The sequence below is a fragment of the Pseudomonas sp. 3B-A001-10F genome (assembly GCF_056313565.1).
Genome location: NZ_JBQYFW010000001.1, coordinates 68,104 through 86,811 on the forward strand (window position 1 = coordinate 68,104; position 18,708 = coordinate 86,811).

Below are 18,708 nucleotides of genomic sequence, written 5' to 3' on the forward strand. Positions count from 1 at the left end.
AAGTGAAGATCACACGTTGCACCAGACGTGTTTCAGCCCAGCACCCGCTTTCACTCCGCCGAACGCCGCATCTCCTCCCGTGTAGGCATGGTCCAGTCCGAGGCGCGTCGTTCATAAATAGAGTCGGGCTTCTGCTCTTCGTAGCTGAACATCAACAAGTAGAGCCCCAGCGCCACTGCAGCCAACAGTGCCCTGCCGATCGGATTGGCATCCCTCGGCAGTCCACCGGGGCCGATTGCTACCCAGCCCCCGCGAAGGTAAGCAAACACGGCTTGGGTAAACCACGCTTGCGCTCCTACGCATGTCCAAAACTGACTCCAGCCGCCTGTAAAGCGCCAGAACGCGCTGACCAGGGAGGCGATCACCATGACCGCCAGGATCAAATAACGAAAACGCTTGAGAGCGCTCAGAATGCGGCTGTCCTGCTCCATATCTGCCCTGTTTTCACTTCAAGAAAAAAGATCCGATTATACCGTCGAGACTGCAAATATCGGCCAGCCGCCGGCAAACAGCTCGTTAAAATTGCAGTCACTCAACCGACGTTTTTTTTCTTGTACTCGACCAACACGATCGTCATTACCTGCGCGAGGGCAAGGAGCAAGACCTGATCCTCGCCAGCGTATTCAACCCGCCCAAGCGCGGGGATGAGCGGCATAATCTCAATGACAGCCTAGGATCGGCATACTGAAGCACAGCTGGCCGCAAGGCCTGACCGTCAATAACAAGGAGTTTACTTTGCGCAAGGACTACCTCGCCTTTTTCACCTCGCTGTTTCTGTCGCGGCTGGCAGATCAGATCCTGCTGTTCATCGTGCCGTTGGTGGTGTTCCAGACCACCAACAGCGCCTCCTGGGCAGGTCTGGCGTTTTTCGTCGAATCGCTGCCGCGGTTTCTCGCGTTTCCGCTGTGCGGAGCCTTGTGCGACAAGTTTTCGCCCATCCGCATCCTGCACATCAGCCAGGTTTACCGGGCACTGCTGTGCCTGATCGCGGTGGCAATGTTTGCCCTCTTCGGCGGTATCGCCTGGGTCGTCGTGCTGTCGGCGCTGTGTGGCGTGCTGACCACTCAGGGCATCATGGCCCGCGAGGTGCTGATGCCGCATATTTTCCAGCACTACAGCTACACCAAGACGTTGTCCTATTCGCAGATCGCCGATCAGACCGGGCTGGTGCTCGGGCCGCTGGTGGCTGCGCTTTTGCTGGAGGTATGGGCCTGGCACTGGGTGGTGCTGTGGGTCGCCGGGCTCTTCCTGCTGGCGGACCTGAGCATGCTGGTATGGCAACGCCTCAGCCGTATCACCCTGGAAGTGTTCGAGCAGCATCAGGACATCTGGCTGCAACCGCTGCGTATCGCTTTCGGGCATATACGTGAACTGGCGGAACTGAAAAAAATCATCCTGTTGGCCGTCGGCGTCAATCTGATCGTCGGCGTCACGCTGGCCACTTCGGCGGCGATGGTGATCGGCGAGTTCAGTGCCGGCAAGGATGCCTACGCCGGTCTACAGGCAGCGGGCGCGGTCACCACCATCGTGATTCTGTTCTTCCTCGCCCGGGTTGAGATCCCGCAACGGTTACTGGGCGGGCTCGCTTACTCGATGATCGCCGCTGGCGCCCTCATCAGTGCACTGAGTCCGAATCTGGCCGGCTATGTGCTTGGGTTCCTGCTGATCGTCGGCTTCGACAAGATGTTCAACATCTACATGCGCAGCATCCGTCAGCGGGTGATTCCGGCCAAAGACTTCGGCAAGACCGTGGGCGTGATCACCTTGCTCAATAATCTCTCGCAACCTTTGGCGGGGTTGCTGGTGGCGCTGCTGGCCTCAAGCCTGGGCACACAAGGAGTGATCCTGATTCTGGCCTTGCTGACTATGCTGTTGGGCGCCGCAGCGGTATGGTGGTTTGCCGTCAGCAGAGGACCCCTGAATGCCGAAGAAACCACCGGCCCCTGAACACAAAGCCACCGCCGCAGACATTGAGCGTTCGATCCAGGCCTTAAACAAAATGGCCGAGCGCCTCTGGGGCGAAGGTCGCGAAGCCGAGGCCAAAGCGCTTCTCGATGCCCTTGACGCGTTGAACCGAGCGCTGGACCGAATCAGGATTGGCGAAAGTCGCCGAGCGGCGACGCTCCATTGAATCGCGGACCTACGGCTTGAGAATCAGCACCGGTTCACCCTTCTTGACGATGTAAGTCGCCAACTCCGACCCCTTGTCCGCACCCACGTTCTTGGCCACATGCGCCACCCCTTGCGGAATGAACAGCGAATCCCCCGCCTTCAACGTCACCGGCGCCCTGCCCTCCAGTTGATATTCGAACGTGCCGCTGATCACGTAAGCGACCTCGACACCCGGGTGCGCATGCCGGGGCGAGGTCACGCCCGGTTCGAAATCGACTCGCGCCTGAATCACTTCGCGCTCGGCAGCACCGAGGTCCTCGCGCACCAGATCGGTCCGGCTCAAACCTTGTTGCCAGCTCTTGGCTGGCGCGTCAGCCGCGTGGACGATGCCGATCATTGAAGCGAGTAGCGCAGCGCTGGCCAGTAACAGTGGACGATGCATGATGTTGCCCTCTCAAACGCAGTGGTGGTGTGACCGCTACTTTGGGAGTCGCGTGTATGGCTGATGTGTCGTAAACCCCGGGTTTATTGTTCGCGTGTGTCTGCGCGGCAACTTGATACACGCTTATACAAAAGCGTCTTTGCCCGGTGACAGTGCCAACAGCCATGTCCTGAATGCCACGATCTTCTTCGATTGCGCCGTTTCATGGGGCGCTACCAGATAAAAACCCAGTTCATCTTGCAAGCGCAGATCGAACGGAGCCACCAGACGCCCGGCCCGCAAATCATCCTCGACATAGGTTGAACGGCCAATGCACACACCCTGCCCGTCAACCGCTGCCTGTACCGCCATCATCGCCAGATCAAAGGTCAGGCGCGGGCCTTCAGCGAGTTGCGGCGGCTGGCCTGCGGCACGCAACCAGGCGCTCCAGTCACCGGCCGTCGCGCCACTGACTTGCAGCAATGCGTGATTGGCCAGGTCTGCGGGCGTTCGCAACGTCTTCGCCAATGCCGGGCTGCATACCGGGAAAACATCATCGGACATCAGAAAATCGCCACGCAAACCCTTCCAGTCGCCGCGCCCATAACGGATCGCCGCATCAATCGTGCCCTTGCGAAAGTCGACCAGCTCAGTGACCGCACTGATTCGCACATCGATAGCGGGAAACGCCTGCTGAAAGGACGGCAACCGCGGCAACAGCCACTTCGATGCAAACGACACCAGCGTACTGATCGTCAGCACGCTTTTATCGCGAGACGCGAGCAACTGCTCAGTCGAATAGCGCAGCTCATGAAACGCTGCACGCACACCCGGCAAATAGGCGTGCCCGTCCTCGCTCAGCACCAACCCCTCGTTGAGCCGCAAAAACAGAGGCCCGCCCAGCTCGGTTTCGAGTCGACGGATCTGGTGACTGACAGCGGTCTGGGTGACATTGAGTTCTTCGGCAGCCTTGGTGAAGCTCATGTGCCTGGCGACCGATTCAAAGGCGCGCAAGCCATTCAGCGAGGGAAGTCGGACCGTCATGGTTCTGAGTGCTCATGAGATTTTGTCATACGCTAGCACTGTAAATGACCTTTGCGAAAGCCGCTTCGGCAATGGAATCTGGCGCTCTCTCTCAGCAAGGAAGTGCCATGAAACTGTATTTTGCGCCCATGACCTGTTCGCTTTCCCCGCACATTGTGCTGCGAGAACTGGGTTTGCCGTTCGAACTGGTTCGCGTCAACAACCAGAGCAAACGCACCGCCGATGGCCGCGACTTCCGCGAGATCAATCCGAAGGGCTACGTTGCAGCGCTGGTTCTGGATAACGGCGAAGTGTTGACGGAGGGGCCGGCGATCCTGCAGTTTCTGCTCGATCAGGTGCCCGCCAACACGCTGGCGCCACCCTTGGGTTCATGGGAGCGCACGCGTTTGCAGGAACATCTGAACTTCATCAGTACGGAAATTCACGGTGGCAGTGCACCGCTGTTCAATGCGCAGATCCCGGAATCGGTCAAAACGATTTTCCGCCACACACTGTTCAAGCGCCTCGATTACCTGAATCAGCAACTGTCGGCTCGGGACTATCTGATGGACAAATTCGGCGTCGCCGATGCTTACCTGTTCACCGTGCTGAAGTGGCTGCCGACCTTTGCCATCGACATACAGGACTGGCCGGCACTTGCCAGCTACATGCAGCGCATCGGCGCCCGCCCCTGCGTTCTTGCAGCCATCGCGGCGGAAGCCGCGACGCAGCCGGTCTGACCGGCCTCTGTTGCCACGGAGCGGGCCATGTCGACGCTGTATCTGTAAACTGCGGCCATCTTCACTCGCTCACTCAAAGGATCAGCATGGCTAACCAAGACATCACCTTCACTCCAGATCCGGACGCCGACTCGATTTCCTCGGACGTTGCCACATTCAACGGCATCATGGTTTCCACCCAGATTCCAACCCGTGCCGACGGCAGTCTGGAACTGGGCGATATCACCGCGCAAAGCGAATGCACCCTGCAAGCGCTGAAAGTTGCGCTGGAACGTGCCGGCAGTTCGATGGATCGGGTGATGCACTTGACGATCTACCTGACCGACATGGCCGATCGCGCCGCATTCAACGAGGTGTACAAGCGCTACTTCGCCAAGCCTTGGCCGGTGCGTGCGGCGGTGGGTGTGGCGTCGCTGGCGGTTGAAGGGATGCGCGTGGAAGTCACCGCGATGGCGGCCAAGGCCTGACTTCGCACCACCAAACCCTGTGGGAGCGAGCCTGCTCGCGAAAGCGTCCGTTCAGGCGCCATTGATGCTGAATGTGCTGGCCCCTTCGCGAGCAGGCTCGCTCCCACAGGGGGTTGTGCAGTCTCAGCTGCCATCGGGCAGCACAGGCGTGCCGGGCGCGCGTTTCACGGGTAGAATGCGCGCCTAACCGTGACAGCCTGACTAAAAAAACTATGTCCTTGCCCAAGCATCACCTGGAATTGCTCAGCCCTGCCCGCGATGTCGCCATCGCCCGTGAGGCGATCCTGCACGGCGCCGACGCCGTGTACATCGGCGGCCCGAGCTTCGGCGCGCGCCACAACGCCTGTAACGAAGTCAGCGAAATCGCCGAACTGGTGGAATTCGCCCGCAAGTATCACGCGCGCATTTTCACCACCATCAACACCATCCTGCACGACAACGAACTGGAGCCGGCGCGCAAGCTGATCCATCAGTTGTACGACGCTGGTGTCGACGCGCTGATCGTTCAGGATCTGGGCGTGATGGAGCTGGACATTCCGCCGATCGAGCTGCACGCCTCGACCCAGACCGACATCCGCACCCTTGAGCGGGCGAAGTTCCTCGATCAGGCCGGTTTCTCGCAACTGGTATTGGCCCGTGAGCTGAACCTGCAGGAAATCCGCGCGATCGCCGACGAAACCGACGCCGCCATCGAGTTCTTCATTCACGGCGCGTTGTGCGTGGCCTTCTCCGGTCAGTGCAACATTTCCCACGCGCAAACCGGGCGCAGCGCCAACCGTGGCGACTGCTCGCAGGCTTGCCGCTTGCCGTACACCCTCAAAGATGAAAAGGGTGGCGTGATCGCCTACGAAAAACACCTGCTGTCGATGAAAGACAACAACCAGAGCGCCAACATCCGCGCCCTGGTTGAAGCCGGTGTGCGCTCGTTCAAGATCGAAGGTCGCTACAAGGACATGGGCTATGTGAAGAACATCACCGCCTATTACCGCCAGCGCCTCGACGACGTGCTCGAAGATCGCCCGGATCTGGCCCGCGCCTCCAGCGGCCGCACCGCGCACTTCTTCCTGCCTGATCCGGAAAAAACCTTCCACCGTGGCAGCACCGACTACTTCGTCACCGATCGCAAGATCGACATCGGCGCTTTCGATTCGCCGACCTTCACCGGCCTGCCAGTCGGCACCGTCGAGAAAGTCGGCAAACGCGACATGCAGGTCGTGACTCACGAGCCGCTGTCCAACGGCGACGGTTTGAACGTGCTGGTCAAGCGCGAAGTGGTCGGTTTCCGCGCCAACATCGCCGAAGCCAAAGGCGAGTTCGAAGAAGACGGCGAGAAGCGCTACCGCTATCGCGTCGAGCCGAACGAGATGCCCGAAGGCTTGTACAAGCTGCGCCCGAACCACCCGTTGAATCGCAACCTCGATCACAACTGGCAACAGGCGCTGCAGAAGACTTCTTCCGAGCGTCGCGTGGCCCTGAGCTGGGTCGCTCGTCTGCGTGAAGAACAGCTGGAAGTGACTGCCACCAGTGAAGAAGGCATCAGCGCCAGCGTCACCCTCGCCGGTCCGTTCGGCGTGGCCAACAAGCCTGAGCAAGCGCTCGAACAGCTGCGCGATCTGCTCGGCCAGCTCGGCACCACGCAGTACCACGCCACCGACGTCAAGCTGGATGCGCCACAGGCGTTCTTCATCCCCAACTCGCAGCTCAAGTCGCTGCGTCGTGAAGTGATCGAAGCCCTGACCGCTGCCCGTGTCGCCGCTCATCCGCGTGGCGGCCGTAAAGCCGAAACCAGCCCGCCGCCGGTGTATCCGGATTCACACCTGACCTTCCTCGCCAACGTCTATAACCAAAAGGCTCGCGACTTCTACCACCGTCACGGCGTGAAGCTGATCGACGCTGCGTACGAGGCTCACGAAGAGCCGGGCGAAGTGCCGGTGATGATCACCAAGCACTGCCTGCGCTTCTCTTTCAACCTGTGCCCGAAACAGGCGAAAGGCGTGACCGGCGTGCGCACCAAGGTTGCACCGATGCAGTTGATCCACGGCGATGAAGTGCTGACGCTGAAGTTCGATTGCAAGCCGTGCGAAATGCACATCATCGGCAAGATGAAAGGCCACATCCTCAACCTGCCGCAACCGGGCAGCGTGGTCGGCCACATCAGCCCCGAAGACCTGATGAAAACCATCCCGCGCGCACCGCACTGAGTGGATGACGTGCGCGGTGCTTCGGCGCCGCGCACGCCTGCCCTGCACCACCGGTGCTAAATCGCAGGCATAAAAAAACGCCAACTTCTTGCGAAGTTGGCGTTTTTTCGAATATGGCAGGGGCGGCTGGATTCGAACCAACGCATGGCAGGATCAAAACCTGCTGCCTTACCGCTTGGCGACGCCCCTACTGCTCTTTCCAGCTACTCCGTTAGTTTCGCTGTGAGAACGGGGCGCAATTTACCAAGGTTTTTTTGCTTTGGGAAGCGCGAAGTGAAATATTTTTTGTTTTAAAACAGCGACTTAATATTTTGGCCTGAATCAGGTCCAGGGGGAGTCGGTTTCGCCGCCGTGTATCACACTGTGTACGCCCCCCGCCGCGACACATCGACTTTCAACAAAGCCGTTCTTCGACACAGGCCAGATACGTCTCCGCGCTCAAATGCACTCAAGGTTTCAGGTGTTCATTCAGAACCCTTGGCCAAAGGCTCGCAAAGGAGACGTCACCATGAAGATGGCACTGCACACCCGCAAAACTGCATTCGGCTTGTCGATTCTGGCTGTGGCGCTGTTCGGCGCTTTTGGCAGCGCTCAGGCGCAAACCACTGAACCGGCCGCCGTCAGCTATTCCGCGCCCTCACCCTTCGGCCCGCTCAAGCATGTGAAGGCCGGCGTGCTTGACGTCGCCTATGCCGAAACCGGCCCCGCGAATGGCCCGGTGGTGATCCTGTTGCACGGCTGGCCCTACGACATTCACAGCTACGACGAAGTCGCGCCGCTGCTCGCGGCCAAGGGTTATCGGGTGTTGATGCCGTATGCGCGCGGTTATGGCGATACGCAGTTCCTCTCCAAAGACACCTTGCGCAATGGTCAACCAGCGGCGCTGGCCAGTGACGTCATCGACTTCATGGACGCGTTGAAAATCAAGCAAGCGGTGCTTGGCGGCTATGACTGGGGCGCGCGTTCGGCGGACATCGTTTCGGCGCTGTGGCCGGAACGCGTGAAGGCATTGGTTTCGGTCAGCGGTTATCTGATCGGCAATCAGGCCGCCGGGCAAAACCCGCTGCCGCCCAAGGCTGAATTGCAGTGGTGGTATCAGTTCTACTTCGCTACCGACCGTGGTCGTGCCGGTTACGAGAAAAACACTCACGACTTTGCCAAGCTGATCTGGCAACTGGCCTCGCCGCAGTGGAAATTTGACGACGCCACGTTCGATCGCAGTGCCAAAGCGCTGGAGAACCCCGATCACGTCGACATCACCGTGTTCAACTACCGCTGGCGTTTAGGCCTGGTTCAGGGTGAAGCGAAATACGCCGCGCTGGAACAGAAGCTCGCTACCGCGCCGTCGATCAACGTGCCGACCATTACCCTCGAAGGCGATGCCAACGGCGCGCCGCACCCGGCGCCGGAGGATTACGCCAAGCGTTTTACCGGCAAGTATCAGTTCCGCTTGATCAATGGCGGGATCGGGCACAACTTGCCGCAGGAGGATCCGCAGGCGTTTGCCAAAGCGGTGATTGATGCGGATCACCTGTAGAAACAAAAAGGCAGTCAGCCGCTCAGGCTGACTGCTTGATTATTTGAGGGTGGAGGGATGGTCACGTTTTGCAGATGCTTTGCCTGAACGGACGCCATCGCGAGCAGGCTCACTCCTACAGGGGGAACGCATTTCAAATGTAGGAGTGAGCCTGCTCGCGATCACGCCCGACCAGACACCCTCAACCCCGACTAACGTGCGCGATCACTCGGTTGGCACAACCAGATCCAGCGCCTTGTTCACCGCCAACTCCCCCAACATGACCACTTGCGCAATACCCAGCAGGGTATGACGATTTGCGCCCTCCAGCATTCCGGCAAAATTACCGAGCATGACCGACGCGGACGCCAGGGAGCCGCAAGCATTGGTCAGCAGCGACTCCGTGTCTGCTTGCGGGTTGGCCATGAACAGAGCATTGGGCGTATAGGGCGTGGCCATGATCGCGGCAGGCAACAGGTAATGGTCGAGCGCACGTTCTGCCGCTTCGTGGAGCTTTCTTGAATTGGGCGAGGCGTACGGCGATATCAGGTCAGTGACCGGTGGTTCGGGTGGCTGGGACATCAGCTGAAACTCCAGACAAGAACCGTTGGCGGCTCTTTGATAGAAGGCGTGAAGCGCCGCGATTACAGACGCTTCTGTGCAATGAGGGAGCGAGCCCCCTCACCCATCTGCTCCGCGACTAGTGCGGCAAGCGCTGGTTGTCCAGAACTCGGCCGACCACCAGCTCGCTGAGCATGATCACCTGTTGCAGGATCAGCATCTTTTTGCGCTGTGAGGGTTCTATCGAATCGGCGAGTTCACGGGCCATGTCAGTGGCGGAGGACAAGGTTTCAGTGGCTTCGACGAGCAGGGTTTCGTTATCCACTGTGGGGTCGATGAGGTAGATCTTGCCGGTCTTGCGGGTGGGTACTGAGGTCTTCAGCGCTGAGGGGTTGAGATAGAAGTTGATCGCGCGGTCGGTGGCCTCTTTGATGTTTTGAGGTTCGAGTGCGGCGTCGTAGGGGATTGGATCGGTTTCTGGCGGGTTTGGCGTAATTTTGAACATAGATGACACTCGCTTAGCAAAAAATAAGGAGCCATCACTCACGCTACCAAACGAGGTGGTGACCATTGCGCAGGTTGGTAGACCGGTCTAAGCGAGTAAACCCCGGCGCTCCCGAAGGAGCCCCACGCATGGCCACCATAAAAAACCGAGCCCCGAAAAGAGACTGCATATAGCGGCGCATAACGCTTAGAAAACGGGCTACCAAACCCGATCACTGTTTTGCAGTGACAGGGAAACGATACAGCCCGCCTCAAGGCGCGTAAGCCGGCGGATTCTGGCGTACGCGTAGGCAACGGCGCAAGGTGTTGTAGCCGTTATGGCGTAACAGTGCGTGTAAGTTAAACGTGCGTGGGTGATAGCGTTTAAAAGCCCCTCACCCTAGCCCTCTCCCAGAGGGAGAGGGGACTGACCGGGGTGTTTGGGAGAGCTACGCCGACGTGGGATACCGAGGTGAATTTTGGTGACGAAGCGGTTGGTGCCGCCTGCAAGTTCCCTCACCCTAGCCCTCTCCCAAAGGGAGAGGGAACTGACCGGCTGTTTGGGGGAGGTACGCCGACGTGGGATACCGAGGTGAACTCAGGTGGGTGACGGCTTGGGTTATTTGACCAGGCGTTTTTCTTTGGAAGGTCTGTAGCCGAAATATGAGCTGTAGCATTTGCTGAAATGGCTTGGCGAGACGAAGCCGCACGCGACCAGCACTTCCACTTGTGAAAGCTCAGTGTGCTGCAACAACCGTCGCGCTTCGGTGATGCGCAGTTCCAGGTAATAGCGCTGCGGCGTGGTGCCCAGTTGCTCCTTGAACAAGCGCTCCAACTGCCGACGAGAACGCCCGGCATACACCGCCAGTTGCTCCAGCTCCAGCGGCTCTTCCAGATTGGCATCCATCAGCTTCACCACTTCACGCAACGGCGCACTGACGCAGATGTTCTCGTCTGGTTTGATGCGCCGGTAACGCGATTCCTCGAAGGCGAGGATGTCTTCGATCCCTTCGACCAGGGCTTTGCCGTGCAGACTCTTGATCCAGTCCAATGCCATGTGGAAAGCGCCGGACGGACTCGATGCCGTGAGCCGGTCGCGGTCGATCACGTAAGGCTCACTGCTGACATGGGTGGTTTTGGCGATTTCAGTCAGCGCCGGGCGATGTTCCGGGTGGATCGCGCAGCGATAGCCGTCGAGCAATCCGGCGCGGCCGAGGAACCACGAACCGTTCCACAACCCGGCGAGGCTGATGCCCCGCTCCGCTGCAACCTGAAGCAAATGAATAAACTCCTCACTCGCCCGCAACTCAGTGCGATACCCGCCACACACCACCAGCAGATCCAGTTGCGCCAGCGCGGCTGAATCCAGACGTGCGTCAGGGCGGATGACCAGCCCCAGATCACTGATGACTTCGCCGTCGCCCAAACCAAACGTGCGCGAGGAAAACAGCCCCGGACGCAGCAGGTTGGTGGTGACAACGGTGTCCAGTGCTTGGGTAAACGCCGGTAGCGAAAAGTGTTCGAGCAGCAGAAAACCGGTGCGGGTCATGCGCGTTTCATCCGCGCTTTGCTCATTCAGATAGCGGAGGTTTTTCCCCTTCATGCCTCCGCTGAATTGGCGTCGTTCGATCAAGTTGTGGTCCATCGGTCATGTTATTGTGCGCCGATAGTTGGCTTGATCCGCCAAAGAGTCAATCACGCCGGTGAATGGCGAACAGTTTCAGTGGGGGGTTGTCCGCCAATCCATCTCTGACTCAAACAGCCGAGAAAACCCCGGCGCCTAAACGCCCCTCAAGACGCCCACACAGCACGTAGTGCTGATAACCGCTGGAGAACGATCCCTGGGAAATCGCGATCCTGACATCGTCATTCAATCGAAGGTATTGGGCTTCATCAAAGTTTTCTGCGCTGACTTCGCCCGCACGCCCGAGACGCTCGCTGTCCACCGTGAGACCCTGGCTGGCGAAGTGCTCGAAATCGATGATGCGATTCACCGCGTGCCGCTCCAGCACACCCTGATTGGGATGCATCGAGTAGATATGCAGGCCTTTATTGGCGCAGCGGTCGCACATGTCGACACAGTTTTTCTGCGTCGATTTACGCCGCGTCAGCTCTTCAAGCGGCATGTCGAGGTACTTGCCAACCTGATACTCGGTCTGATTGAAGATCGTGCAGCAAAGCACCGTGTTGCCATTGCAGTCGATGACCAGCCAGTCATCCTTGAGCGTGCACGCCATCTTGGGAAATTGCTGGATGACGTTGACGAGATCGTCGTACGGCGGCAATGCGAGGCGTTTCAGGGTGTCAATGTCCGTAGCCGTGACAGACGGGTCACGCTCGACAATGGCCAGTGTCTTCTCCAGCGGCATCATCACCGAATACCCGGTGGTGAAGATGAAACCCAGACGCTCACTGAACGCGCGCATCAGTGATTCTTCTTCGATGTTATCCAGGTAGCGGTGATAGTAAACATCCACACGGGTTCTCAGACCCAGGCGCTGTTTGATCTCCTGCAGGGCGATCATGTTTTGTTTTACAACTTCGATATCGCCGCCGACATGGCCCTTTTCGTAGGTCTCCTGGTAAAAACCCGAGAGCGAAATACGGAAGTAACTCGGCTCGGCCATCAGGGCCTTTTCCATATTCTTGGCGAGATTAAGGTTGGTGCTGATACCGCTGCCCATGCCGGCAGCATTAATGATCTCGATAAATTCGCCAATTTTTGGATGAATCAGCGGCTCGGTCCAGTTATAGAGGTAGATGGTGTCGACGCCCTCTGTCTTGGCCTTATCGACAATCTGCTTGAACATGTCGAGCTGCATGGCTTTTTTGAAATTGAGATTTTCCGAGTTGCCCATTGGGCAAGACGGGCAGCTCAGATTGCACGCACCGACGATATCGATGTACATATTCATGCGGGTGAAGCTCCTAGAATTGAAAGCCATGCATCTCATCACTACGGGCTTTCAAGTCGCCTGATTGTGTTGGTATTTTGACGGCACTGGCACAGCAGCTAGCAATAACTGCACCACAATGCTTCTACGCCATTAACTCAACGACCCAATCGATGAACACGCGCAATTTCAGGCTGACATGCCGGTTCGGCGGATAAGCAATGTAGAGCGGCATCGGCACAAGTTTCCAGTCTTCGAACAGCGGCACCAGCTCGCCACGCGCTTGATGGGCGGCAGACATGTATTTGGGTAACCACAGCACGCCCATGCCCGCCAGACCTGCCGCGAGATAAGCGTTGCCGTCATCGACTGCCAATACGTGCCGTCCCTTGATTTGCAGGTTTTCAGTGGCGTTGTGCAAGGCATATGGCACCGGTTTGCCGGTGCGTGCCCAGAGAAAACCGACCACGCGATGGTGGCTGTCTTCCAGGTCTCTCGGGTGCGCGGGAATGCCCGCGCGCGCCAGATATTGCGGTGCGGCAAACACCCCCAACTGCAGATCGGCGATCTTGCGTGCCATCAGCGACAGGTCCATGAGTTCGCCCCCGCGTACCACGCAATCGACGTTCTCATCAATGATGTCGACGATACGGTCACTGACGCCCATGTCGATCTGAATATCCGGATAACGCGCGTGAAACTCAGGCAGGGCCGGCACCAGAATCAACCGTGCGAGCGGACTCGGGACGTCCACTCGCAGCCGGCCCGAAGGTGATGCCGCCGCGCCGGGCAGGCTGGTTTCGGCATCATCGAGGTCGGCGAGCAAGCGGATCACGCGTTGGTAATACGCCGCGCCATCGGCGGTCACGTTGACCTTGCGCGTGGTGCGATTGAGCAACTTCACCCGCAGGCGCGCCTCCAGTTGCTGAACCAGTTGGGTCACGGTGGTCTTGCTCATGTGCAAGGTTTCCGCCGCTTTGGTGAAACTCCCCGCCTCGACCACCCGGGCGAAGGCCTGCATTGCGTCAAAACGGTCCAAGGTGCGCCCTCGATTGTTTGGATTTCACAAACAGTGAACGCCAAGCTTGCGCGTTTATCGGTGGCCTGCAAATACCTACAGTGGCTCCATCAACTCAAATGAAGGAGACACTCCCATGACTCAGCGCGATGTTGTTTTCCCACCCGCACGCCGCACGCTTTACGAACGCCACCGTTACTCGCCAGCCATTCGCTCCAACGGTTTTCTGTTTGTCTCGGGACAGGTCGGCAGCACCGAGGACGGCACGCCAGAGCCAGACCTGAAAAACCAGGTGCGTCAGGCGTTCACTAACCTCAATGCAATCCTTGCAGAGGCCGGTGCCAGCTTCGATGACGTGGTGGATGTCACCGTATTCATCGTTGATCCCCAGTCGAAATTCGAGACGATCTGGGATGTGGTGCTGACCGAGTTCTGGGGCGAGGCGCCGCATCCGACGGTGACGGCGGTTGGTGTGACCTGGCTGTATGGGTTTGATTTCGAGATCAAGGTGATTGCCAGGTTGCCTGAAGCGGCCTGATCGTCAGATCGATTTGCAGCAGGGGTCGGCAGTCTTCAGACTGTCGGCCCTTTAGTCTTTCCGACAGCCGTCATGTCAGTTTCATTGCTCAAACCTGCCCTCCCCGGCATCGCCCTGCGTCGTTGGCGCTTGCTGCATCGCGTCAAGCAAAGCCACGCCGCGCAGATGTTCAACGTCACCCAATCGACCATTTCCCGCTGGGAAAGCGGCGTGCTGGCGCTGGATCCGGCTGCGCATCTACAGCTTGAGCAACTGTTGGCCGCGCGCCTCGACACGGCGGCCGATCAGGCTCTCGCCCGGCTAGTGCGCGAAAGCGCGCGACCGGTGCATCTGGTCTGCGACCTGACTCACCGTTTGCTGGCCTGTTCCCCGGCCCGCGCCGCGCAGTTCGCCAGCCCGCTGAGCGAATTGCTCGGGCAATCGCTGTGGCGTTTCGTGACGCCGGAAATCGCCAACAACGAACGGGCACTCGACACTCTCGGTTGGCGCGAACTGCAGGCGCCACCGGCGCTGGAGTTTGTCACCGGCAACAATGACTCCGACCTTGTGCCGATCCGCCAGAGCCTGTGCCGCTGGACGCGTATTCCACTGTCCGACGGCACTGCCGCGCGGCTGGTCGAGACGCTCTGAACGCATATTTTATGCGTGGACGCTCAACCGCATCGGCCCTAGGCTTGCTGCTCGGCTCCACCACCGGGCAAGTTCATGGACCTCGAAAAAATCAGCGCACGCCTCGAATTCCTGCGTGAAGCAGAAAAGCTCAAGGACGTTCTCAGAAGCGCACACACCTCCAGTGGGCGCACCGAAAGCACCGCCGAACACAGCTGGCGCCTGTGCCTGATGGCGATAGTTTTCGCCGATGAACTGGCCGGACTCGACCTGCTTAAAGTGCTGAAGATGTGCGTAATTCACGACTTGGGCGAAGCCATCAACGGCGACATCCCGGCGGTCGATCAGGCCGCGTTCCCCGACAAGGGTGAGCAGGAGCGAAATGACCTTCTGCTGCTGACCCGTTCACTCGATAACACCCTGAGAAACGACATTCTCGCGCTGTGGGACGACTACGAAAATGCCCGGTCAGCCGAAGCCAAAGCGGTCAAGGCGCTGGACAAGCTCGAGACCCTGCTGCAACACACTCAGGGCCACAACCCGGCCGATTTCGACTACCGCTTCAATCTGACTTACGGCAAGAAACACACCAGTGCCGCACCGATTTTCGCCGCACTGCGCGCGCTCATCGATCAGGACACCCATGCACGAATCCAGCAAGCGAAGTGAACTGCCACTCGACGTTTGGGGCCACGGATTAAGCAGTTATCCGCGCTGACCTTTCGCGTGGTTTTATGGATTTCTAGTGGTTACATCCAACCCGCCAATCGCCCATGCTGGTCTTTGATGCCTTGAGTGCGTATAACCTCGCCGTTTCGTCTACCCTGAGTTTGCGCCTCACGTCGCCACTTCAGCCCTTTTGACGCTTACGAAACGGAGAATTCCATGCTCAAACGAACACTGGCACTGACCGCCGGCCTGGCCCTGTCCTTTTCTGCATTCATGGCCCAAGCGGCCGACGTGTTGCGCGTCAGCGCGATTCCCGATGAAGCCCCGACCGAGTTGCTGCGCAAGTTCGAACCGCTGGGTGCTTATCTGGAACAACAACTGGGCATGAAAGTGCAGTTCGTCCCGGTGGCGGACTACCCGGCAGTGGTTGAAGCACTCGCGACCGATCGCCTCGACATGGCCTGGCTCGGCGGTTTCACTTTTGTGCAGGCACGTTTAAAAACTGACGCAACGACGCCAGTGATCCCGTTGGTACAACGCGAACAGGATGCGCAGTTCACCAGCAAATTCATCACCGCTGACCCGAATGTGCATAGCCTCGCCGACTTGAAGGGCAAGACCTTCGCTTTCGGTTCGGTGTCTTCGACCTCTGGCAGCCTGATGCCGCGTTACTTCATGCTGAAAAACGACAACATCAAGCCTGAGGGCTATTTCAGCCGTGTCGCCTACTCCGGCGCCCACGACGCCACCGTGGCCTGGGTGCAGGCTGGCAAGGTTGACGCCGGTGTGCTGAACGCCAGTGTCTGGCAGAAACTGGTCGACGCCGGCAAGGTCGACACCAACAAGGTCAAAGTCTTCGCCACCACCCCGACCTACTTCGATTACAACTGGACTGTGCGCGGCACCCTCGACCCGGCACTGGCCGCGAAGATCAAGAAAGCCTTCCTTGATCTGGACCCGGCCAATCCTGAACAGAAGAAAATTCTTGATCTGCAAGCGGCCAGCCGCTTCATCGACACCAAGCCCGAGAACTACAAGGGCATCGAGGAAGCCGCCCGCGCCGCCGAACTGCTGAAATGACCCTACGCCTCAAACAAGGCAGCCTGCGCCACGCCAATGGAGTCGACGCCCTGCGCGGTGTCGACTTGCAGATTGGCGTTGGTGAACAGGTGGCTATCATTGGCCCGTCCGGGGCCGGTAAGTCGAGTTTGCTCAACCTGCTGGCCACCGCCCTACGGCCCAGCAGTGGCGAGATTGAAGTGCTCGGCGAACGCGCCTGGCACTTGTCTGCTCGCCAGCGTCAGCGTCTGCGCGCGCGGATCGGCCTGGTGCATCAGGCGCCGCCACTGCCACCGCGTCAGCGTGTGGTGACGGCGGTGCTGGCCGGCAAGCTCGGCCAATGGAGTCTGGGTAAAAGTCTTTTGAACCTGTTGCATCCGCTGGATGTAGCCGGTGCGCGCGCGGCGTTGGCGCGACTGGACCTGGGCGACAAATTATTCGCGCATTGCCAGCAATTGTCTGGCGGCCAGTTGCAACGCGTCGGTATCGCCCGCGTGTTGTATCAGGCGCCGGAAATCCTCTTGGCCGACGAACCGGTGTCAGCCATGGACCCGGTCATGGCCGGGCACACGCTGTCGATCCTCTCGCGGCATGCCCGCGAACATAACGTCACGCTGGTGGCGAGCTTGCATGCGGTGGATCTGGCGCTGTCGCACTTTCCGCGAATCATCGGTCTGCGCGACGGGCAGATTCTGTTCGACAGCGCCTCCGATCAAGTCAGCCCCGAGATGCTCGACGCGCTGTACGCCAACGAAAAGCTGCAATCGCCGACCGCTGCGGTGGCGCCTTTGACTGTGCAGATTCCACGATGCTGAAAGCCGATTCACGCGATCCCGCTGCATGGCCACGTCTGCTGCTGACGTTGCTGGCGATTGCTTTGCTGTGGCCGGGCATTCAGCTCAGCGAGCTGAATCTGGGCGTATTGCTCCCCGACAGCCAGAATGAAATGGGCCGTTTTGTCGCGCAGTTCTGGCCACCGGCGCATGACGAAGCGTTTCTGCAGTTACTGCTCAAAGCCACCCTGCAAACCCTGGCCATCGCCACCGCCGGCATGGCGTTGGCGCTGGTGTTGGCGATACCGGCGGGCCTGGTCGCCAGTCGTGCGCTGTCGCTGTCTGCCGCGTCACGCGGTGGCGTGCCGAGCCGACTGGGGCGTCTGTTGCGCTGGCCGGTGCGCGGACTGTTGATTTTCCTGCGCAGCGTGCCGGAAATCGTCTGGGCGCTGCTGTTTGTGCGCGCCGTAGGGTTGGGGCCGGCGGCCGGTGTGCTGGCCATCGCCATCACCTACAGCGGCATGCTCGGCAAAGTCTATGCGGAGATTTTTGAATCGACCGATCAGCGTCCGGCGCACGCACTGTTGCAGGCTGGCAGCGGCCGTCTGGCGGCGTTTGCTTACGGCACGTTGCCCAACGTCGGGTCAGAACTGCTCTCGTACACGGTCTATCGCTGGGAATGCGCGATCCGCGCGTCAGTGGTGATGGGGTTTGTCGGTGCGGGCGGCCTGGGTCAGCAGATCGACCTGTCGATCCGCATGTTCGCCGGCGGTGAAGTCGCCAGTATCCTGCTGTGCTTCCTGGTGCTGGTATTGGCCGCCGACCAACTCAGTCGCCTGCTGCGCTGGAGGCTGACATGAACCGGCTGATCAACTTGCTGCTGATCGCCGGTATTGCGCTGGCGGTCATCGCGTCTTTCGCTTTTCTGGGACTGGATCTGGGCGAGGTGGGCAGCGCCACCAGCGTCAAGCAGATGGGCGCGTATGTGCAGCGTTTTCTCAGCCCGGACTTGAGCGCGGACTACCTGAAAGCCATCTTGCATGGTTCGATGGAAACTCTGGCGATGTCGACCCTCGGCACTCTGCTCGCCGCCGTGTTCGGCATCGTTCTCGCCCTGCCCGCCGCCGGACGGTTCGGCTGGCCACTGCAAAGTGCCTCGCGCCTGCTGCTCAATGCCTTGCGGGCGATACCGGAACTGGTCTGGGCCGCGCTGATGGTACTTGCCGCTGGCCTCGGCCCGAACGCCGGTACCCTCGCCCTCGCCCTGCACACCACTGGGGTGCTCGGTCGTTTGTTCGCCGAAGCGCTGGAAAATACCCCGCCACAACCGGCCGAAGCCATTCGTTTACAGGGCGGCAATCCGCTCCTCGCCTTTTGCTACGGCACGCTGCCGAACCTTGCGCCGCAACTGCTCGCCTACGTTCTGTACCGCTGGGAAAACAACATCCGCATGGCCAGCGTGCTCGGCTTTGTCGGCGCTGGCGGATTGGGGCAGATGCTCTATGTGAGCCTCAGCCTGTTTCAGGAAGCGCAAGCCAGCACGGTGATTCTGGCGATGCTGGTGCTGGTGTTTGTGGTCGACTGGTTGAGTGCGTGGAGCCGGCAACGCTGGGTGAAGGCGTAG

Annotated in this window: 21 protein-coding genes, 1 tRNA gene and 1 pseudogene; 14 read left to right on the forward strand and 9 right to left on the reverse strand. The window is 59.4% G+C overall.

The window, feature by feature from the left end; translation table 11 throughout:
• Positions 1–50 precede the first annotated feature (50 nt).
• Positions 51–431 (reverse strand): hypothetical protein, encoded by a 381-nt coding sequence (locus tag AC0ZWN_RS00440; protein WP_099759015.1) that lies wholly within the window; start codon positions 429–431, stop codon positions 51–53.
• Positions 432–559: 128 nt separating this feature from the next.
• On the opposite strand from AC0ZWN_RS00440, the pseudogene AC0ZWN_RS00445 reads away from it, so the two are divergent.
• From AC0ZWN_RS00445 to AC0ZWN_RS00455, 3 genes and pseudogenes are all read left to right on the forward strand, one after another.
• Positions 560–688 (forward strand): annotated as a pseudogene (locus AC0ZWN_RS00445) (ectoine synthase); the annotation flags it as partial.
• Between the two features lie 47 nt (positions 689–735).
• Positions 736–1,947, forward strand: a complete 1,212-nt coding sequence (locus AC0ZWN_RS00450; RefSeq protein ID WP_476333606.1) for an MFS transporter — start codon at positions 736–738, stop codon at positions 1,945–1,947.
• The gene (locus AC0ZWN_RS00455; RefSeq protein WP_095126564.1) at positions 1,922–2,131 is read left to right on the forward strand and encodes a hypothetical protein; all 210 of its coding nucleotides are present in this window, start codon (positions 1,922–1,924) and stop codon (positions 2,129–2,131) included. The genes AC0ZWN_RS00450 and AC0ZWN_RS00455 overlap by 26 nt, the downstream gene beginning before the upstream one ends.
• Before the next feature lie 9 nt (positions 2,132–2,140).
• Here the strand turns inward: AC0ZWN_RS00455 and AC0ZWN_RS00460 are convergent, their stop codons facing one another.
• Together AC0ZWN_RS00460 and AC0ZWN_RS00465 are read right to left on the reverse strand one after the other, a co-directional pair.
• Positions 2,141–2,554 carry a cupin domain-containing protein gene (locus AC0ZWN_RS00460; protein ID WP_476333608.1) on the reverse strand — a complete coding sequence of 138 codons (414 nt, stop codon included), beginning with the start codon at positions 2,552–2,554 and terminating at the stop codon, positions 2,141–2,143.
• Positions 2,555–2,677: 123 nt separating this feature from the next.
• Entirely contained in the window at positions 2,678–3,577 is a 900-nt protein-coding gene (locus AC0ZWN_RS00465) for a transcriptional regulator GcvA (protein WP_476333610.1), read from the reverse strand.
• 107 nt (positions 3,578–3,684) lie between these two features.
• On the opposite strand from AC0ZWN_RS00465, the gene gstA reads away from it, so the two are divergent.
• From gstA to AC0ZWN_RS00480, 3 genes are all read left to right on the forward strand, one after another.
• Positions 3,685–4,296 carry a glutathione transferase GstA gene (gstA, locus tag AC0ZWN_RS00470; protein WP_099759012.1) on the forward strand — a complete coding sequence of 204 codons (612 nt, stop codon included), beginning with the start codon at positions 3,685–3,687 and terminating at the stop codon, positions 4,294–4,296.
• An 86-nt stretch (positions 4,297–4,382) separates the two neighbouring features.
• On the forward strand, positions 4,383–4,763 hold the full coding sequence (locus AC0ZWN_RS00475; RefSeq protein WP_093433106.1) for a RidA family protein: 381 nt from the start codon (positions 4,383–4,385) through the stop codon (positions 4,761–4,763).
• A gap of 212 nt (positions 4,764–4,975) precedes the next feature.
• The gene (locus AC0ZWN_RS00480; protein WP_414925908.1) at positions 4,976–6,964 is read left to right on the forward strand and encodes a peptidase U32 family protein; all 1,989 of its coding nucleotides are present in this window, start codon (positions 4,976–4,978) and stop codon (positions 6,962–6,964) included.
• A 114-nt stretch (positions 6,965–7,078) separates the two neighbouring features.
• Here the strand turns inward: AC0ZWN_RS00480 and AC0ZWN_RS00485 are convergent.
• A tRNA-Gln gene (locus AC0ZWN_RS00485) sits at positions 7,079–7,153 on the reverse strand.
• A 319-nt stretch (positions 7,154–7,472) separates the two neighbouring features.
• On the opposite strand from AC0ZWN_RS00485, the gene AC0ZWN_RS00490 reads away from it, so the two are divergent.
• The gene (locus tag AC0ZWN_RS00490; RefSeq protein WP_476333613.1) at positions 7,473–8,501 is read left to right on the forward strand and encodes an alpha/beta fold hydrolase; all 1,029 of its coding nucleotides are present in this window, start codon (positions 7,473–7,475) and stop codon (positions 8,499–8,501) included.
• Positions 8,502–8,705: 204 nt separating this feature from the next.
• On the opposite strand, the gene AC0ZWN_RS00495 is transcribed toward AC0ZWN_RS00490, so the two are convergent.
• From AC0ZWN_RS00495 to AC0ZWN_RS00515, 5 genes are all read right to left on the reverse strand, one after another.
• A complete protein-coding gene (locus AC0ZWN_RS00495; protein WP_099759009.1) occupies positions 8,706–9,062 on the reverse strand; it encodes a DUF6124 family protein in 357 nt (118 codons plus the stop codon).
• 118 nt (positions 9,063–9,180) lie between these two features.
• The gene (locus AC0ZWN_RS00500) at positions 9,181–9,546 is read right to left on the reverse strand and encodes a DUF6124 family protein (protein ID WP_093433121.1); all 366 of its coding nucleotides are present in this window, start codon (positions 9,544–9,546) and stop codon (positions 9,181–9,183) included.
• A 597-nt stretch (positions 9,547–10,143) separates the two neighbouring features.
• The gene (locus AC0ZWN_RS00505; RefSeq protein ID WP_460090756.1) at positions 10,144–11,169 is read right to left on the reverse strand and encodes a GlxA family transcriptional regulator; all 1,026 of its coding nucleotides are present in this window, start codon (positions 11,167–11,169) and stop codon (positions 10,144–10,146) included.
• A 109-nt stretch (positions 11,170–11,278) separates the two neighbouring features.
• Entirely contained in the window at positions 11,279–12,439 is a 1,161-nt protein-coding gene (locus AC0ZWN_RS00510; RefSeq protein WP_093433127.1) for a radical SAM/SPASM domain-containing protein, read from the reverse strand.
• Between the two features lie 124 nt (positions 12,440–12,563).
• Positions 12,564–13,457 carry a LysR family transcriptional regulator gene (locus AC0ZWN_RS00515; RefSeq protein WP_476333617.1) on the reverse strand — a complete coding sequence of 298 codons (894 nt, stop codon included), beginning with the start codon at positions 13,455–13,457 and terminating at the stop codon, positions 12,564–12,566.
• Between the two features lie 115 nt (positions 13,458–13,572).
• Between AC0ZWN_RS00515 and AC0ZWN_RS00520 the strand changes: the two genes are divergently transcribed.
• From AC0ZWN_RS00520 to phnE, 7 genes are all read left to right on the forward strand, one after another.
• Entirely contained in the window at positions 13,573–13,974 is a 402-nt protein-coding gene (locus AC0ZWN_RS00520; protein WP_476333619.1) for a RidA family protein, read from the forward strand.
• Between the two features lie 72 nt (positions 13,975–14,046).
• Entirely contained in the window at positions 14,047–14,604 is a 558-nt protein-coding gene (locus AC0ZWN_RS00525) for a transcriptional regulator (protein ID WP_476333621.1), read from the forward strand.
• 75 nt (positions 14,605–14,679) lie between these two features.
• Entirely contained in the window at positions 14,680–15,252 is a 573-nt protein-coding gene (locus AC0ZWN_RS00530; RefSeq protein ID WP_476333622.1) for an HD domain-containing protein, read from the forward strand.
• Positions 15,253–15,468: 216 nt separating this feature from the next.
• On the forward strand, positions 15,469–16,332 hold the full coding sequence (locus AC0ZWN_RS00535; RefSeq protein WP_220558788.1) for a putative selenate ABC transporter substrate-binding protein: 864 nt from the start codon (positions 15,469–15,471) through the stop codon (positions 16,330–16,332).
• A complete protein-coding gene (locus AC0ZWN_RS00540; RefSeq protein ID WP_476333625.1) occupies positions 16,329–17,126 on the forward strand; it encodes a phosphonate ABC transporter ATP-binding protein in 798 nt (265 codons plus the stop codon). Before AC0ZWN_RS00535 ends, AC0ZWN_RS00540 begins: the two co-directional genes overlap by 4 nt.
• Positions 17,120–17,944 (forward strand): PhnE/PtxC family ABC transporter permease, encoded by an 825-nt coding sequence (locus AC0ZWN_RS00545; RefSeq protein WP_093433144.1) that lies wholly within the window; start codon positions 17,120–17,122, stop codon positions 17,942–17,944. Before AC0ZWN_RS00540 ends, AC0ZWN_RS00545 begins: the two co-directional genes overlap by 7 nt.
• Positions 17,941–18,708 carry a phosphonate ABC transporter, permease protein PhnE gene (phnE, locus tag AC0ZWN_RS00550; protein ID WP_476333627.1) on the forward strand — a complete coding sequence of 256 codons (768 nt, stop codon included), beginning with the start codon at positions 17,941–17,943 and terminating at the stop codon, positions 18,706–18,708. Before AC0ZWN_RS00545 ends, phnE begins: the two co-directional genes overlap by 4 nt.